This is a genomic window from Comamonas sp. JUb58, from assembly GCF_004364775.1.
Classification (GTDB): domain Bacteria; phylum Pseudomonadota; class Gammaproteobacteria; order Burkholderiales; family Burkholderiaceae_C; genus Comamonas.
In genome coordinates this window covers 1-15,334 of record NZ_SOAL01000005.1, presented here as the reverse complement: position 1 = coordinate 15,334, position 15,334 = coordinate 1, and the positions used below count along the sequence as shown (strand labels likewise).

Here is a 15,334-nt window from a genome sequence, read left to right as displayed (position 1 = left end):
ATGCCTGCCGAGATGGGGGTGTTGCACAGGCGGCGTGCGTGGCCCCGGCTCCCGCTGCGGCTGCAGTGGGGGCCGGGCACACCGCCCAGCACACGGTTCTATTAGAAGAAGCCCAGCTTGTTTTCGGAGTAGGACACCAACAGATTCTTGGTCTGCTGGTAGTGGTCCAGCATCATCTTGTGGTTCTCACGGCCGATGCCCGATTCCTTGTAACCGCCAAAGGCGGCGTGGGCAGGGTAGTGGTGGTAGCAGTTGGTCCACACGCGGCCCGCCTTGATGGCGCGGCCCATGCGGTAGGCCAGGTTGCCGTTGCGCGTCCAGACGCCAGCGCCCAGGCCGTACAAGGTGTCGTTGGCCAGCTCCAGCGCTTCTTCTTCGGTCTTGAAGGTGGTCACGGCCAGCACCGGGCCAAAGATCTCTTCCTGGAAGATGCGCATCTTGTTGTGGCCCTTGAACACCGTGGGCTGCACGTAGTAGCCGCCTTCCAGATCACCGCCCAGCTTGGCTTCTGCTCCGCCAATCAGCACCTCGGCGCCTTCCTGGCGGCCCAGGTCCAGGTAGCTGCTGATCTTGATCAGCTGCTCCTTGCTGGCCTGTGCACCCATCATGCTGTCGGTGTCCAGCGGGTTGCCGTGCTTGATGGCGGCAATGCGCTTGAGCACTTTTTCCATGAAGCGGTCATAGATGGATTCATGGATCAGCGCGCGGCTGGGGCAGGTGCAGACCTCGCCCTGGTTGAAGGCGAACAGCACCAGGCCTTCGATGGCCTTGTCGAGGAAGGCATCGTCATGGTCCATCACATCGGCAAAGAACACATTGGGCGACTTGCCACCCAGCTCCAGGGTGGCGGGGATCAGGTTGTTGGCGGCAGCCTGGGCGATGACGCGGCCGGTGCTGGTCGAGCCGGTAAAGGCAATCTTGGCGATGCGCTTGCTGTTGGCCAGCGGCATGCCGGCCTCACGTCCATAGCCGTTGACCACGTTGAGCACGCCAGCGGGCAGCAGGTCTTCGATCAGCTCGATAAGGATCAGCAGGCTGATGGGGGTGGATTCTGCGGGCTTGAGCACCACGCAGTTGCCGGCGGCAATGGCGGGGGCCAGCTTCCAGGCGGCCATCAGAATCGGGAAGTTCCAGGGAATGATCTGGCCAACGACGCCCAGGGGCTCGTGGTAGTGGTAGGCCACGGTCGTGCTGTCGATCTCGCTGATGCCACCTTCCTGCGCCCGCAATGCGCCGGCAAAGTAGCGGAAGTGGTCGGCCGACAGCGGAATGTCGGCATTGAGCGTCTCGCGGATCGCCTTGCCGTTGTCCACGGTTTCGGCATAGGCCAGCAGCTCGGTATTCGCGTCGATGCGGTCGGCAATCTGCAGCAGCACATTGGAGCGCTCGGTGGCCGACTTCTTGCCCCAGGCATCTGCCGCGGCATGGGCGGCATCCAGCGCCAGTTCCACGTCTTCGGAGGTGGAGCGTGCGGCCTGCGTATAGACCTGGCCGTTGATCGGCGAGATCACATCAAAGTACTGGCCCTTGACTGGCGCCTTCCACTGGCCGCCAATGAAGTTGTTGTACTGCTTCTTGTAGCTGATCTTGGCGCCCGATTGGCCGGGAAATGCGTAATGCATGGTTTGTCTCCTTGGAAATTGGATGTCTCAAGCTGATTCGCGCCGCTGGCATAGCCGCTGAAGGTGCGAGTCACAGCAGACCTATCAAGATGCATGCCAGCGCGAAAAGCAGGCCAAGTGATTGATTTTTATCAGTCTGATGGCGGACGATGACAGGGGCTGGAACAGCGCTGGACAGTGCAGGTGTTCCAATCTGGAACAGTCGGACAGCGTCATGGCTATTCGCCGCAACCCGGCGCGGCCGCTTTCCTATACTGTCCCCATGGGCCTGCGCAGACAGGCTTGCAAGGAGACAACATGGATCCCCAGATCACCTCCCAGGTGCTGCGTCAGGCACGGGTGCATTTGTTGGCACATGGTGAATGCCCGCCCGGGGCCGTGCAGGCGCGCATTGCCAGCTCCTGGCAGCGCAGCCTGCGCGCGGGGGTGCAGCCCGTGGGCCGTGTCTCTGGCGGCGATCCGCTGACGGGCTCCGAAATGCGCCAGGTGCTCACGCGCAGTGAAGACCTGCTCGCCATTGCCCGGCCGGTGATGGACTATGTGTTCGAGCAGATCCAGGACAGCCACAGCATGGTCATCCTGGCCAATGCCCAAAGCACCTTGCTGCACACCTTGGGCGATGCCCCATTTCTGAACAAGGCCGAACGGGTGGCGCTGCGCAGTGGCGCGATCTGGACCGAGGAGGCGCGCGGCACCAATGCGATCGGCACGGCGCTGGTAGAGGCCACACCGCTGCGCGTCGAAGGCGCCGAGCACTTTCTGGAAGCCAACAGCTTTTTGAACTGCGCGGCCTCGCCCATCTTCAGTGCCCAGGGCCAGCTGCTGGGCGTGCTCGATATCTCCGGCGACCAACGCCTGGCCCAGGCCCATACCCTGGGGCTGGCCACCACTGCTGCCCGCATGATCGAAAACCGCTGGCTGCTGGCGCGCCACCAGCGCGATTGGCGCATGCATTTCCACACCCAGGCCGAAGGGGTGGGCACCGCTGCCGAGGGCATTCTGGCGCTGGCGCCGGATGGCTTGCTGCTGGGCGGCAACCGCGCGGCCATGCAAAGCCTCAAGATTGCCGCCGCCGACTGGGGCCATCTGCACTGGGACGACATCAGCGCCATGCCGCTGCGCGATTGGCTGGCCCGGGGCCATACCCACACCGAGCGCCTGCATCTGGCGGCCCTGCACACCGGCCGCAGCGTGTTTGCCCGCCTGGTAATGCCTGCCGGGGCGCAAGCCACATCCACCGCCGCTACGCAAGCGGCATTGCCCAGCGATCGCGCTGGCCGGGCACCGCTGGCGGCCATGCCCCAGCAGCCGGCGCCCGATGCGCTGGCCCAGCTGGACACAGGCGACCTGGCCTGGCGCGCAGCTGCAGAGCGTGGCCGGCGCACCCTGGGCAAGGGCATTGCCTTGCTGGTGCAGGGCGAATCGGGCGTGGGCAAGGAGCTGTTTGCCCGCGCGCTGCACGACAGCAGCGCGCGCCATGCCGGGCCCTTTGTGGCCATCAACTGTGCGGCGATTCCAGAGCATTTGATCGAGGCCGAGCTGTTTGGGTATGAATCAGGAGCTTTCACCGGCGCCCGGCGCGATGGCCAGCTTGGCCGTCTGCGCGAGGCCCAGGGCGGCACCTTGTTCCTCGACGAAATTGGCGATATGCCGCTGGCGCTGCAAACCCGTTTGCTGCGCGTGCTGCAGGAGCGCAGCATCACCCCGCTGGGGGGCGGCAAGGCCCAGCAGCTGGACTTTGCACTGGTCTGCGCCACCCACCACCAGCTGCGCGAGGCGGTGGCGCAAGGGCGCTTTCGGGCCGATCTGTTCTACCGTATCAATGGCCTGGCCTTGCAGTTGCCCGCGCTGCGCGAGCGCAGCGACCGCGAGGCCATCACCCGCCGCTTGCTGGACCAGTTCAACCCCGGCCAAGCAGTGCGGCTGCACCCCGACCTGGCCTTTGCGATGGCGCACTACCCCTGGCCCGGCAACCTGCGCGAATACGCCAACGCACTGCAGACCGCATCGGCGCTGCTGCTGCCCGGTGAAGACAGCATTGGCTGGTCACAGCTCTCCGACGACCTGGCGCAGGAGCTGCTGCGCTACCGCGAAGGCGCGCAGATGGCCGTCGCCGCTTTGGCAGCGCAAGCGCAGCCGCCCAGCCTGCCCGCCACCGATCTGAAAACCCTCTCCCACGCTGCCATTGCACAGATGCTGCAGCAGTGCCGGGGCAATGTGTCGCAGGCGGCCAAGCTGCTGGGCATCAGCCGGCAGACCTTGTACCGCCGGCTCAAGGCTGCTTAGCATCGCCTGCATGGCCTAAGATAGCTGCTGCGCTGGCACATGGTGTGCCGCCTGTTTGTTGGAATACCCATGCCCGCCTCTGAAAACGCTGCTGTCGCCCCCTGGTCTTCCCGATTCTGGGCAGAGATCAGCACCCGCGAATTTGCCCAGGCGCAGACCAGCGGCCTGGCGGCCAGCACGGTGGCAGTGCTGCCGGTGGGCGCGGTGGAGCAGCATGGCCCGCATTTGCCGGTCTCCGTTGATGCCACCTTGCTGCAAGGCATTGTGGCGGCGGCCATGCCGCTGCTACCGGCCGATGTGCCGGTGCTGGTGCTGCCGGCGCAGAACATTGGCCTCAGCACCGAGCACCTGAACTTTCCCGGCACCCTGAGCCTGCCGCCCAAGCTCATCATCGATCTCTGGACCGCGCTGGGCCAGGCGGCGGCACGGGCGGGCATCCGCAAGCTGCTGATGTTCAACACCCATGGCGGGCAGGTGGCGGTGATGGATATCGTCGCGCGCGAGCTGCGCATGGCCCATGGCATGCTGGTCTACAGCAGCAGCTGGGGCGGTCTGCCGTTGCCGGCCGAGGTGACGGGTCTGTTCAGCGCCGAGGAGCACCGCTTTGGCATCCATGGTGGCGAGGTGGAGACGTCGATGATGCTGCACCTTGCACCGGCACAGGTGGATATGGCGCAGGCGGGCTGTTTCCATTCCACGTCCCAAGACCGGGCGCGGCGCTTTGCGATTGTGGGCAATGGCAAGAGCGCCAAGATGGGCTGGGCGATGGAAGACTACAACCCCTGCGGCGCCGTTGGCAATGCCGCTGGCGCCACGGCAGACAAGGGCCGTGCGGTGGTGGAGGCAGCGGCCCAGCAACTGGCCTTGCTGCTGCAGGAGATCCACCAGCTGGAGTGGACGGTAGCACCCCGCTGATGCCTTGCTGGCGCAGAATCAGCCGGCAAGTACCTGGCTGAACACGGCCGCATCCACATTGCCACCCGTCAACGCCAGGCCAATGGTCTGGCCGGCGATCAACTCACGCTCCTGCAGCGCGGCGGCCAGTGCAGCGGCACCGGCGCCTTCGGCCACATTGTGGGTGTCGGTGAACAAACAGCGCATGGCTTCGCGCACCTCGTCATCGCTGACCGCTACCAGGTGGTCCAGATGCTGGCGCAGCACGGGCAGGGCCATCGGGTCAGCACGGCGCACGGCCATGCCGTCGGCAATCTCGGTGCTGACCACCGCCTCGACCACTTCACCGGCGGCGATGGAATCGCGGTAGGTGGTGGCGCCGGTGCTGATCACCCCGACAATGCGCACCGGGTGCTGCAAGGCCAGCTTGGCGGCCACGGCAGCGCAGGCGCCCGAGCCCAGGCCAATCGGCACATAGATGGTCTGCAAATGCGGCACGGCGCGCAAAAACTCCCACCAGTAGGTGCTGACCCCGCTGACCAGGTCCGGGTGGTAGCTGGGCACCATGTGGGCGCCGGTCTGCTCGGCCAGCGCAATCGCATGCTCGCGGGCGGACTGGAAGTCGTCGCCGTGCTCGATCAGCTCGGCGCCCAGCGAGCGCATCGCCATGTTCTTCTCGACCGAATTGCCATGGGGCACGACGATGGTGCAGCGCACGCCATGGCTGCGCGCGGCCCAGGCAATGCTCTGGCCATGGTTGCCACGCGTGGCGCTGATCACCTGGGTGGGCAGGGTGCCGCGCGCGGCCATCTGCGCAAAATAGGCCAGGCCGCCCCGGATCTTGAATGCGCCCACCGGCGTGTGGTTCTCGTGCTTGAGCCAGCACTCTGCCCCCAGGCGTTCGCCCAGCAGCTGCCAGCGGTACTGCGGCGTGGCCTGGAACTCACGGTAGACGATGCGGGAGGCGGCCTCAATCTCGGCGAGGCTGGGAAGGGAGATGGCTTGCATAGATCAGAAAAAGAAGGTGCGTTGAAGAGCGGGTCAGAGAGGGCTGCGCAGCTGCACCGGCCCCTTGGGCGTGTGCAAATCGGCGACCAGCGCCGGCGTGCTGGCCTGGGCCACTTGCAAGGCCGGGTTGCCAACCAGGCCCAGCGCTTGCAGTGCCGTTTTCAGAGCATCGGCATCGGGGTGCAGCAACTGCAACTGCTGCAGTGCAACGCCCTTGTCCGCCATGCTGGCTTCCGGGTGCCGGTCCCCCCATTCAATCAAGGTGGGCAGCAGGCCTTGCAGCAGGCGCTGGCCGTCGGGGCGCAGTCCAATCTGCCAGGCCAGCAGGCCCCGGGGCGTTTGGCGGCTGGCGGCCTGGGGCGTGCCGGCGCCATGGCCCAGCGCGCGCAAGGCCTCGGTGGCCTGCGCGATGCCCTTGACGCGTGCGACCCAGTGGGTCAGCTGCGGCCCCTGGCTGCGCACCCGGGCCTGCAGCGCGTTGTCGTCCATGTCAAACCAGCGGCGGTGGCCGCTGGGCGCCTGGCCTTGCGGGTCGATCGCGATGATCTCCAGGTAGCTGGCCGCAAAGGCCGGGCTGCTGATGCGCAGCAGGCGGTTGTGGGTGCCCATGAAGGCATGCTGGCCGCCTGCATCAGGCGTCACGCCCAAGGTCGCCTCGCACCAGGCCAGGCCTTCGTCCAGGCTCGCCGCCATGACGACGAGGTGGTCCAGTCCGGCCTGGCTCACAGCAGGACCTCGCCCTGGATGCCGGCGGACACATGGCCGCCGACCCAGACCTGGCCGGCGGCATCCTGCGCGATGTTGACGATGCCGCTGCGGTCCAGGTTGATGCCCTGGCTGGCGACATAGGGTGCCTGCAGATGGCCATCGGCCAGCAGCCACTGGGCCAGGCTGGCATTGAGGCTGCCGGTGATCGGGTCTTCGCTGAGGCTGGCGCCGGTGTTGAACCAGACCCGCACCTCGATATCAACCTCAGGCGGGCGGCTGACCTGGCCCGAGGCGCCGTCAAAGGCACGTGCCTCGCGGCTGGCGCGGCCGATCAGCGACTTGCCCGCTTGCGGGTACAGTGCGGCCACGGCCAGCTCCATGCCCAGGCCATGCAAGGCTGTCAGATCCGGCTGCATCGCGAGGACGGCGTCCGGGTCATCCAGCAGCAGGGCCCAGAACACGGGGCCGTTGTTGAGCTTTTGGCTGGCCAGCACCTGGCCCGCTTGCAGGCCGGCGGCCTGCAGCACTGGGGCGAGTTCTGCATCCGCAATCTCGCTGCGGCTGAGCGAGGGGGCGGCAAAAGCCAGGCGGCCGCTGCGCGCGTCCTGCTGCAAGGGCACCAGGCCCTTGGCGCATTCCTGTACCACGCGGCCGGCTTGCTGCGGCTGGCCGCCGGCTGCCAGCCAGGCATGGCAACTGCCCAAGGTGGGGTGGCCGGCAAAAGGCAGCTCGCCGCCGGGGGTGAAGATGCGCACCCGGTAGTCCGCACCCTGGGCGCGGCCCTCGGGCGTGGGTGGCAGCAAAAAGGTGGTTTCAGACAGGTTGGTCCAGCGGGCAAAGGCCTGCATGGCTTCGTCGCTCAGGCCTTCGCTGTCCAGCACCACGGCCAGCGGGTTGCCACGGTAGGCGGTTTCGGAAAACACATCGACCTGCATAAAGGCGCGTGTACGCATGGGAACTTCCTTTCTTCAGTATTCAGAGAATGACCTGGCCCGTCAGCACGCTGTGCACCTGGCCCTGCACCCAGACCTGGCCTTGCGCATCGGCCACCAGACGCATGCGGCCTGCGCGGCCGATGGCCGCCCCTTGCAGCGCGCGGTATGGCAAGGCGATATGCCCGGCAGCGCCCAGCCACTGGGCCAGGCTGGCATTGAGGCTGCCCGTGGCCGGGTCTTCGGCGATGCCGTGGGCGGTCAAGGTGATGCCGCGCACCTCCAGCACGGGCTCTGCGGCCATCGCACCGCTGCTGGGTGTGTGGATGGCGCAGAGGCCGGCTTTGACGCCCAGCGCCCGCAGCGCAGCCGCGTTGGGCTGAGCACGGGGCAACACATCGGTATCGCGCACCAGCAAACCCATCCAGCGCGATCCATTGTCCAGCCACTGCGCGGCGACCAGATCCTCGGCCTGCAAGGCCAATCCGGCCAGCACCTCTGCCTGCACACTGGCCGGCACCTCGCTGCGCTGCAGTGGCGGTGCGGCAAAAGCCAGGCCTTCCTGGTCGATGCTGCTGGCAGAGGGTGAGCGTTGGATGCTGACCAGGCCCTTGGCGCATTCCTGTACCACCCGCTGCGCCTGGCGCGGCCTGCCGCCGGCGTTGAGCCAGGCCTGGCAGCTGCCCAGCGTGGGGTGGCCGGCAAAGGCCAGCTCGCCTGCCGGGGTGAAGATGCGCAAGCGGTAGTCGGCGCCACCGGCGGCCCCCTCGGCCGTGGGCGGCAGCACAAAGGTGGTTTCGGACAGGTTGGTCCAGCGTGCAAATTCCAGCATTGCCGCATCGCTGATGCCTTCACCATCGAGCACCACGGCGAGCGCATTGCCCTGCAGGGCCTGGTCGGCAAATACATCGAGCTGGGCAAAGCGGCGTGGCTGCATGGTGGGCGCGTCTTGGTAGGGAAAATTGAGCAGGGCGCGCCGTGGTGGCGCGTTGCGGGGAGCGGGCTGGGCGGCGCTTATTCGATGCGGATATCCAGCACGCCCCGGCTGGCAGGGCGGGCCAGGATCGCGGCAAACCAGCGTTCCACATGCGGGTAGTGGGGCCGCTGGTAGGCGGCGGCGGGCAGGTTCCACCAGCGGTGCACCTCGCAGGCGATGGGGATGTCGGCCATGCCGAACTGCGCGCCTTGCAGGTAGGCATGGCTGGCCAGATGGCGGTCCAGCAGTTGCAGCAGGGGCTCCATCGCGGTGATGGAAGCGGCGATCTTTTGCGCATCGCGCTGCTCGGGGGCGGTGCGGATGAGCTGGATAAAGGCATCGCGCCCGGCGGGGTTCATCGTCGTTTGCTGCCAGTCCATCCAGCGCTCGGCATCAAAGCGCTGGGCCAGCGCTGCCGGGTAGAGCACGCCGGGCGAGTAGCGGGCGCAGAGGTAGCGCACGATCACATTGGATTCAAACAGGGTCAGCTGCATCGCGCCTTCGCCTTCTTCGATCGCCGGCACCATCGCATTGGGGTTGCGGGCCAGGTATTCCGGCGTCTGCGTGCCACCGAACTTGCCGCCGGTGTCTATGCGCTCAAAGGCAACGCCCACTTCCTGCGCGGCCCAGACGGCCTTGCGCACATTGATCGAGCTGATGCGGCCCCAGATTTTCAGCATGTGTCTTCCTTGAAATTGGCGCGCGGCCCGCGCTCAGGCGGGCTGCGTGGTGGTGGTGTGGCCAGCTGGCTTATCGGGCGGCCAAGGTGGCCCGCACGGTATCGGCCAGCGCCTTGATGGCGATATGGATCTGCTCTTCCGAGGCCGTCACATAGGACAGGCGCATGGTGCGGTTGTCTGGCTGGCTGGCATAGAAGGCGCTGCCGGGCACATAGGCCACATTGCGCTCGACGGCGGCGGGCAGCATGGCGACCGTATCAATGCCTTCGGGCATGCGTACCCAGAGGAACATGCCGCCCGTCGGCGTGGTCCACTGCACATCCAGGTCGGCGAAGTGCGAGCTCAGCGCGGCCAGCATCGCATCGCGCTGCTTTTTGTAGAGCGCGCGGATGGTGGGCACATGCTGGTCCAGAAAACCGCTTTGCACCACCTCGGCCACCATGCGCTGGTTGAAGGTGGGCGTGTGCAGATCGGCCGCCTGCTTGGCCTGCAGCAGCTTGGCGTAGACCGCCTTGGGCGCCACCACATAACCCAGGCGCAGGCCGGGTGCCAGCACCTTGGAGAAGGAGCCCAGGTAGACGCCGCCTTCAGGGTTGCGGGCCGTCAGGGGGGCAGGGGGCGCCTGGTCGTACCAGAGGTCGCCGTAGGGGTTGTCTTCTAGAAACGGAATGCCCAAACTGGCCAGGCGGTCCACCACGGCCTGGCGGCGGGCCTCGTCCATGCTGCGGCCGGTGGGGTTCTGGAAGTTGGGCAGCAGGTAGACCATGCGCGCCTTGTCTGCGCCTTCGCCGGCCTTGCGCGCCAGGTCATCGGGGATCACGCCCTGGTCATCGCTGTCCACCCCCACCACCTGGGGCTGCTGGGGTGAGAAGGCCTGCAGGGCGCCCAGATAGGTTGGCGTCTCCACCAGCAGGCGGCTGCCCTCGTCGAGCAGGATCTTGCCCATCAAATCCAGGCCCTGCTGGGAGCCGGTGGTGATCAGTACCTGGTCGGGGCTGACGTCCCAGGGCAGTTGCTTGGCGACAAACTCGCGCAACGGTGCATAGCCTTCGCTGGCAGCGTATTGCAGCGCGGAGGCACCGTCTTGCAGCAGCACCTTGTCCGCCGCTTCCTTGAAGGCGGCGATCGGGAAGGTCTTGGGGGAGGGCAAGCCACCGGCCAGGCTGATGATGCCGGGCTTCTCGGTCACTTTCAGGATCTCGCGGATCACCGAGGGGTTCATGCTGGCGGCGCGTTTGGCCAAGGTCCAGTTCGTCATCATTTCCTCATCTCTTTGACAACCGACCGGGGCGACAGCGCCCTGGCCGGGGTGGATGCAGCGCAGAGCCACCGTAGGTTGGGGTATTGGCAGGGGCCGGGCGTCTGGGATTGCGCACGGCGGGCGGCCACTGCCGGCAGGCTTTTGGCCTGCATGTTGCTTTGCGAGGGCAGGCCTGTGCTCTGGCCTGCCGGTGGGGCTTTGATTGTCTGATTTGTGGAGGGCTTGTGGGCAGCGGCACAGACTTTGTTACCTGCAGGCTCAGGCCTTGATCATCCATATTGCCGTCAGCACCAGGATCAGCGCCATGGTCCGGTTGAACCAGAGCAGACGCTGGCCCTGGGCCAGCCAGCTGCGCAGCATGGCGCCGACCGAGGCATAGAGAAAGTTGCTGGCAAAGGCGTAAAACAGCATGACCGGCAGCACGATGGCCAGGCGCGCCAAGGCATCCTGAAAGCCGACAATCCAGCCCGCGACAATGGCCAGCGCCAACAGCCAGGCCTTGACGTTGACAAACTGCAGGCCCACGGCCTGCCAAAAACCGAGCAGATGGCCGTTCTTGGTCTCGGCCAGTTGGCCGCTGCGGCTGAGCTTGTAGGCCAGCCAGACCAGGTACACAATGCCGACCGCCTTGATGGCGCCTTTGAGGAAGGGCGCGGCCATCACCAGCGCACCCACGCCGCTGGCGCAGAGCAGCAGCAAAGCGCCCCAGCCAATCGGCACGCCCCAGACAAAGCGCATCGCCGGTTTGAGCCCCCAGTTGGCGCCCATGGCTGCGGCCATCGTCGTATTGGGCCCGGGGGTAAAGCTCATGGCCGTGGCCAGAACCAGAAATGCGCTGAACTCTACGGCGGTCATTGTCGTTGTCATGGTGATCGTATCCACTGCCCTGGGGGAGGCCCATCATGCACTGCCGCTGCTGCATTCCAGTGGCGCGAAGGCGCGGGCCGGTTGCAACGGGGACAGTCTGGGCCTGCAGGGCAGGCTTGCCTCAAATAATGTAGCTTTGATAACAATACAGTTACAGTACAGACAGAAAATCAATACCATGAACTGTATTGGTGCCAAAACCGGTACATCTGCCCTATATTGCCATGCTGACCCGCGACACCACCCATACCCTGACCGAGCAACTGGCGGCGCGCTTTGCCGAACGCATCCGCTCGCGCCTGTTGCCAGCCGGTGCGCGCCTGCCATCGGTGCGGGCCTGCGCTGCCCAGCAAAGCGTGAGTCCCTATACCGTGGTGGCCGCTTATGACTTGCTGCAGGCCCAGGGCTTGGTGGAGGCGCGCCGCCAGCGCGGCTTCTATGTGCGCGACTATGTCGCCAAGGCCGTGGTCACTTCGCCTGCCGTGCCGCCGGTGGCCAAGGACAAGACCTTGAAGGATGCGGTGTCGCTGTCGCTACCGGCCGCCTCAGCGCGCATCAATGCCACCTCGCTGATCCGGGGGATGATGCACAAGGCCACCCATCCACAGCCGGGGGCCGGCATGTTCCCGCCCGAATGGCTGCAGAACCAGTTTCTGCAATCGGCGCTGCGCAAGGTGGTGGGATCGGACGCGCTGCATGCCATGCACTGGAGCTACGGCGCGCCCATGGGCGATGAGCTGCTGCGCGCGCTGCTGACCGATCGCCTCAAGGAACTGGGCTTGCCGGTGGGGATGGAGCAGGTGATGACCACGATGGGCGCGACCCAGGGCCTGGACATTGTCAGCCGCACCTTGCTGAAGGCGGGCGATGCGGTGATGGTGGAGGAGCCCGGTTGGTCGGTAGAGTTTGCCCGGCTGGCAGCGCTGGGCATGCAGGTGCTGCCGGTGCCGCGCGGGCCCGATGGTCCGGATCTGGCCGTCATGCGCCATTACTGCGAAACCCATGCGCCCAAGCTCTATGTCAGCGTCAGCGTGCTGCACAACCCCACCAGCTACAGCCTGCACCCGGCAGCGGCCCATCAGGTGCTGCAGCTGGCGCAGGCCTTCAATTTCTATATCGTCGAAGACGACACCTACAGCCATATTGCGCCAGAGCATGCGACAAGGCTCAGCGTGCTCGATGGCCTCAAGCGCAGCATCTATGTAAGCGGCTTTGCCAAGATCCTGGCGCCCAATTGGCGCGTGGGCTATATGGTGGCGCCGCCGGATCTGGTGGACCGCATGCTGGACACCAAGCTGCTGTCGACCCTGACCAGCCCGGCGATGATGGAGCGCGCGATGGCGCTGTGCATGGAAAACGGCCAGCTGCGGCGCCATATCGAGCGCATGCGCAGCCACCTGGTGCAGGCGCGCAAGCACAGCGTGCCGCTGGCGCTGGAGTCCGGTTGCCGTTTTGTCACCGAGCCCGCTGGCATGTTCGGCTGGGTGGATACCGGCATGGATACCGAGGTGCTGGCCCAGCGCATGCTCGATGAGAACTACCTGATTGCGCCCGGCAGCCTCTTCCATGCCAGCCGCCAGCCGTCCACACTGATGCGCATCAACTATGCCTGCACGCAGGAACCGAGCTTCTGGCGCGTTTACCAGCGGGTGCGTGCCGAGTTTCCGCAGGCCGAACCTATGCCGCGCTGAGCCTGGGCGGGCGCAGCGCGGTGGTGCAGCATCAGCTGGACAGCTCTTCCCAGCGCATCAGGGCTTCCAGCAGTTCGCCTTCAATCACCGTATCGCGCTGCTGCAACTGCATGGCCTGGCCATAGTCCTTGCTGAACAGGCTGCCATCGGCCAGCTTGGCCTGGATGCTCTTTTGCTCCGTCTCCAACTCCGCAATGCGTGCGGGCAACAAATCCAGATCGCGCTGGTCCTTGTAGCTGAGCTTGCGCTTGGGTTGGGCAGCAGGCGCAGCGGCCACTGCTGGCGCTGGTGCCGCTGCGGCGGCCTTGGTGTCCTTGGCGACTTTGTTGGCCTGGGCGGCATCCCGCTGCTCGGCGATCTCGCGCGAACGGCGCGACTGGATCAGCCAGTCCTGCACCGAGCCTTCGTATTCGCGCCAATCGCCATCGCCTTCGGCGGCGATGATGCTGGTGACCACGTTGTCCATAAAGGTCCGGTCATGGCTGACGAGGAACACGGTGCCGTCGTACTGCTGCAGCAAGTCTTCCAGCAGGTCCAGGGTGTCGATATCCAGGTCATTGGTCGGCTCGTCCAGCACCAGTACATTGGCGGGGCGGGCAAACAAGCGGGCCAGCAGCAAGCGGTTGCGCTCACCCCCCGACAAGGAGCGCACAGGGGAGTGCGCACGCGCCGGTGAGAACAGGAAATCGCTCAGGTAGCTTTTCACATGCTTGCGCTGGTTGCCGATCTCGATCCATTCGCTGCCCGGGCTGATGAAGTCCTCCAGGGTCGCATCCAGATTGATCGCATCGCGCATCTGGTCAAAATACGCCACCTGCAGGTTGGCGCCCTGGCGGATCGTGCCGCTGTCTGCGGCCAGCTCGCCCAGAATCATCTTCAGCAAGGTGGTCTTGCCGGCGCCGTTAGGGCCGAGCAGGCCGATCTTGTCGCCGCGCAGCACCGTGGTGCTGAAGTTGCGCACAATGGTCCGGTCGCCAAAACGCTTGCTGACGTCGGTCAGCTCGGCAACGATCTTGCCCTGGTAGCCATTGCCGGTGCCCGACGCGATATCCATCTTGACACTGCCCTGGGCGGTGCGGCGGGCCGCGTGTTCATTGCGCATCACCTTGAGCCGCTCGATCCGGCTTTGGCTGCGGGTGCGGCGTGCCTCCACGCCCTTGCGGATCCAGATCTCTTCCTGCGCCAACAGCTTGTCGGCCTTGGCGTTGATCACCGACTCTTGCGCCAGTTGCTCCTGCTTTTGCACTAGGTACTGGGCAAAGTTGCCGGGGTAGCTGCGCAGCTGGCCACGGTCCAGCTCCACGATGCGGGTTGCCACCGCATCCAGGAAGGAGCGATCATGGGTAATAGTGATGATGCTGCCCTTGAATTCCTTGAGTAGCTCTTCCAGCCAGGCAATAGAGTCCAGGTCCAGGTGGTTGGTGGGCTCATCAAGAAACAGCACATCGGGGCGCAGCACCAGCGCCTGCGCCAGGGCCACGCGCTTCTTCACACCGCCGGACAGATTACCGACAAGCGCCTCCGGATTCAGGTGCAGACGCTGCAAGGTCTCTTCCACGCGCTGCTCCCAGTTCCAGGCATCAAAGGCCTCGATCTGGGACTGCAGTGCATCCAGGTCTTCGCCATCTTCGGCCGCAAAATAGCGGTTACGCACAGCGGAGACAGCAGCCATCCCATGGGAGGCTGCTTCAAACACCGTGTGTTCCGGGTTCAGGTTGGGTTCCTGGGCCACATAGGCGATGCGTATTCCGTTCTGCAATTGGAGGTTGCCGTCATCGGCCTTCTCCATGCCGGCCAGAATCTTAAGCAGCGAGGACTTGCCTGCGCCATTGCGGCCAATGAGGCCAACCCGCTCCTGGGACTCCAGGGCGAAGTCTGCGTGGTCCAGTAAGGCAACGTGGCCAAAGGCCAGTTGCGCGTCTAATAAGGTAATCAATGCCATGTTGGCGCCATTATCGGGTGCGCGCCAACGGCGGCCCGGTTGCAGGGGGATCGGCGCCGGTAGGCGCTGCATCTGCTGCTGCCATGGTCTTGCATCGTCATCTGTAGGTCATGCAGATGCTGTTCAATCAGAAATTTTCGCCAACTGCGTGACGCCCCGGGAAAACGCCTATACAATAGCGTCTATCGACAGCACGATGCCTTGCAAAGCTGCCAGACTCGAAAGAGGGCGGTTCGCAAGGTTTGTTTTTTTGAGGTGCTGACAAAGGGCTGGTGGAAACGCTGAAAACTTTGTCAAACAGTTCAAAAAGCTGTGCTACAATACAAGGCTTCGCTGATCGCGGCGAAGAGGATCTAAGGGTTGATGCTCTTGGGTTAGGTCTTTAAAAATTAACAGCCGATAAGCGTGGGCGTTTGGTGGCGATTGCCATATGTTCTTCGGAGCAAAACAAGCGCTCACTTTAAACA

12 protein-coding genes are annotated in these 15,334 nt (G+C 65.1%); 3 read left to right on the top strand and 9 right to left on the bottom strand.

Annotated features, from left to right (window positions below; genetic code table 11):
- Positions 1–101 precede the first annotated feature (101 nt).
- The gene (locus EDF71_RS06270; protein ID WP_133855750.1) at positions 102–1,622 is read right to left on the bottom strand and encodes an aldehyde dehydrogenase family protein; all 1,521 of its coding nucleotides are present in this window, start codon (positions 1,620–1,622) and stop codon (positions 102–104) included.
- 297 nt (positions 1,623–1,919) lie between these two features.
- Here EDF71_RS06270 and EDF71_RS06265 point away from each other — a divergent pair, with 297 nt between their 5' ends.
- Together EDF71_RS06265 and EDF71_RS06260 are read left to right on the top strand one after the other, a co-directional pair.
- Positions 1,920–3,908 carry a sigma-54-dependent Fis family transcriptional regulator gene (locus EDF71_RS06265; protein ID WP_133855749.1) on the top strand — a complete coding sequence of 663 codons (1,989 nt, stop codon included), beginning with the start codon at positions 1,920–1,922 and terminating at the stop codon, positions 3,906–3,908.
- Positions 3,909–3,977: 69 nt separating this feature from the next.
- Positions 3,978–4,823, top strand: coding sequence for a creatininase family protein (locus EDF71_RS06260; protein WP_133855748.1), 846 nt, complete (start codon positions 3,978–3,980; stop codon positions 4,821–4,823).
- A gap of 18 nt (positions 4,824–4,841) precedes the next feature.
- Here EDF71_RS06260 and EDF71_RS06255 read toward each other — a convergent pair whose 3' ends face one another.
- The 7 genes from EDF71_RS06255 to EDF71_RS06225 form a co-directional block, all read right to left on the bottom strand.
- Complete coding sequence (locus EDF71_RS06255; protein WP_133855747.1) at positions 4,842–5,810, bottom strand: threonine dehydratase; 969 nt, start codon at positions 5,808–5,810, stop codon at positions 4,842–4,844.
- A 33-nt stretch (positions 5,811–5,843) separates the two neighbouring features.
- A complete protein-coding gene (locus tag EDF71_RS06250) occupies positions 5,844–6,536 on the bottom strand; it encodes a VOC family protein (RefSeq protein ID WP_243854197.1) in 693 nt (230 codons plus the stop codon).
- Entirely contained in the window at positions 6,533–7,471 is a 939-nt protein-coding gene (locus EDF71_RS06245) for a PhzF family phenazine biosynthesis protein (protein ID WP_133855746.1), read from the bottom strand. The genes EDF71_RS06250 and EDF71_RS06245 overlap by 4 nt, the downstream gene beginning before the upstream one ends.
- 22 nt (positions 7,472–7,493) lie before the next feature.
- Positions 7,494–8,387: a PhzF family phenazine biosynthesis protein gene (locus tag EDF71_RS06240; RefSeq protein WP_133855745.1), complete on the bottom strand. Its 894-nt coding sequence runs from the start codon at positions 8,385–8,387 to the stop codon at positions 7,494–7,496.
- A 77-nt stretch (positions 8,388–8,464) separates the two neighbouring features.
- Positions 8,465–9,106 carry a glutathione S-transferase gene (locus EDF71_RS06235; protein ID WP_133855744.1) on the bottom strand — a complete coding sequence of 214 codons (642 nt, stop codon included), beginning with the start codon at positions 9,104–9,106 and terminating at the stop codon, positions 8,465–8,467.
- A 70-nt stretch (positions 9,107–9,176) separates the two neighbouring features.
- The gene (locus EDF71_RS06230; RefSeq protein WP_133855743.1) at positions 9,177–10,364 is read right to left on the bottom strand and encodes a PLP-dependent aminotransferase family protein; all 1,188 of its coding nucleotides are present in this window, start codon (positions 10,362–10,364) and stop codon (positions 9,177–9,179) included.
- Between the two features lie 261 nt (positions 10,365–10,625).
- Positions 10,626–11,222 carry a LysE family translocator gene (locus EDF71_RS06225; protein ID WP_133855947.1) on the bottom strand — a complete coding sequence of 199 codons (597 nt, stop codon included), beginning with the start codon at positions 11,220–11,222 and terminating at the stop codon, positions 10,626–10,628.
- Positions 11,223–11,458: 236 nt separating this feature from the next.
- Here EDF71_RS06225 and EDF71_RS06220 point away from each other — a divergent pair, with 236 nt between their 5' ends.
- Positions 11,459–12,925, top strand: coding sequence for a PLP-dependent aminotransferase family protein (locus tag EDF71_RS06220; protein ID WP_133855742.1), 1,467 nt, complete (start codon positions 11,459–11,461; stop codon positions 12,923–12,925).
- A 31-nt stretch (positions 12,926–12,956) separates the two neighbouring features.
- Here EDF71_RS06220 and EDF71_RS06215 read toward each other — a convergent pair whose 3' ends face one another.
- Complete coding sequence (locus tag EDF71_RS06215; protein ID WP_133855741.1) at positions 12,957–14,867, bottom strand: ATP-binding cassette domain-containing protein; 1,911 nt, start codon at positions 14,865–14,867, stop codon at positions 12,957–12,959.
- Between the last annotated feature and the right edge of the window lie 467 nt (positions 14,868–15,334).

Coding starts and splice junctions, on each gene's coding strand:
- EDF71_RS06270 (WP_133855750.1), bottom strand. CDS start 1,622: ATGCATTACGCATTTCCCGGCCAATCGGGCGCCAAGATCAGCTACAAG.
- EDF71_RS06265 (WP_133855749.1), top strand. CDS start 1,920: ATGGATCCCCAGATCACCTCCCAGGTGCTGCGTCAGGCACGGGTGCAT.
- EDF71_RS06260 (WP_133855748.1), top strand. CDS start 3,978: ATGCCCGCCTCTGAAAACGCTGCTGTCGCCCCCTGGTCTTCCCGATTC.
- EDF71_RS06255 (WP_133855747.1), bottom strand. CDS start 5,810: ATGCAAGCCATCTCCCTTCCCAGCCTCGCCGAGATTGAGGCCGCCTCC.
- EDF71_RS06245 (WP_133855746.1), bottom strand. CDS start 7,471: ATGCGTACACGCGCCTTTATGCAGGTCGATGTGTTTTCCGAAACCGCC.
- EDF71_RS06240 (WP_133855745.1), bottom strand. CDS start 8,387: ATGCAGCCACGCCGCTTTGCCCAGCTCGATGTATTTGCCGACCAGGCC.
- EDF71_RS06235 (WP_133855744.1), bottom strand. CDS start 9,106: ATGCTGAAAATCTGGGGCCGCATCAGCTCGATCAATGTGCGCAAGGCC.
- EDF71_RS06230 (WP_133855743.1), bottom strand. CDS start 10,364: ATGACGAACTGGACCTTGGCCAAACGCGCCGCCAGCATGAACCCCTCG.
- EDF71_RS06225 (WP_133855947.1), bottom strand. CDS start 11,222: ATGACCGCCGTAGAGTTCAGCGCATTTCTGGTTCTGGCCACGGCCATG.
- EDF71_RS06220 (WP_133855742.1), top strand. CDS start 11,459: ATGCTGACCCGCGACACCACCCATACCCTGACCGAGCAACTGGCGGCG.
- EDF71_RS06215 (WP_133855741.1), bottom strand. CDS start 14,867: ATGGCATTGATTACCTTATTAGACGCGCAACTGGCCTTTGGCCACGTT.